The organism is Paracoccus sp. MKU1 (assembly GCF_001447385.1).
GTDB lineage: Bacteria > Pseudomonadota > Alphaproteobacteria > Rhodobacterales > Rhodobacteraceae > Paracoccus.
The window spans coordinates 1-628 of sequence record NZ_LLWQ01000238.1 but is presented as its reverse complement, the minus strand read 5'-3'; the positions used below and the strand labels follow the sequence as shown (position 1 = coordinate 628).

Annotated in this window: 1 protein-coding gene; it reads right to left on the bottom strand. The window is 66.2% G+C overall.

Annotated elements, in window-relative coordinates:
- Nucleotides 1-628: LysR substrate-binding domain-containing protein (locus AQY21_RS27080; RefSeq protein ID WP_058100676.1), on the bottom strand; the 628-nt coding region annotated here is incomplete at both ends.

Here is a 628-nt window from a genome sequence, read left to right as displayed (position 1 = left end):
CCAGATCGGCCACCAGATCGCTGACCAGTTGCAGCCCCGCCGCCGACAGGCGCGGATGCTTGTAGAACAGCCCGACTCGCAGCGGCTCCAATGCCGGAAAGCCCTCGACCTCGGTCAGCATCCGCATGCCGGGCAGCATGGTGGCACGGGTCAGCGCGGTCACGCAAAGCCCGTTCCTGACCGCGTTCTGCAGCCCCGAAATGCCGGGGCCGGTATAGACGATGCGCCAGCGCCGCTCGACCGCGTCCAGCGCCTGGATCATGCGGGCCCGATAGTCGCAGCCCTCGGGATGCGCCCCCAGCGGGACCGGCGCATGGGCGGGCAGTTGAAAGTCTTCGGCTGCGGCCCAGATCGGCTGCTCGGTCCACATGCGCGAGACATAAGGCATGCGCGCAGTCGGCATCACCGCGACGATGATGTCCAGGTCGTCCGCACGCAGATGCTGGTGCAGTTCGCGGCTGAGATCGCAATGCACCTCAAGCTCGACATCAGCATGGTCGCGGATATAGCGGGTCAGCGTGCCCTGAAGGAAGGCGACGGCGTAATCGGTCGGCAGGCCGATGCGCAGCACGCCGGTCTTGTCCGAACGGTGGAAATAGCGCACCGCCTCGTCATTGATGCGCAGCAT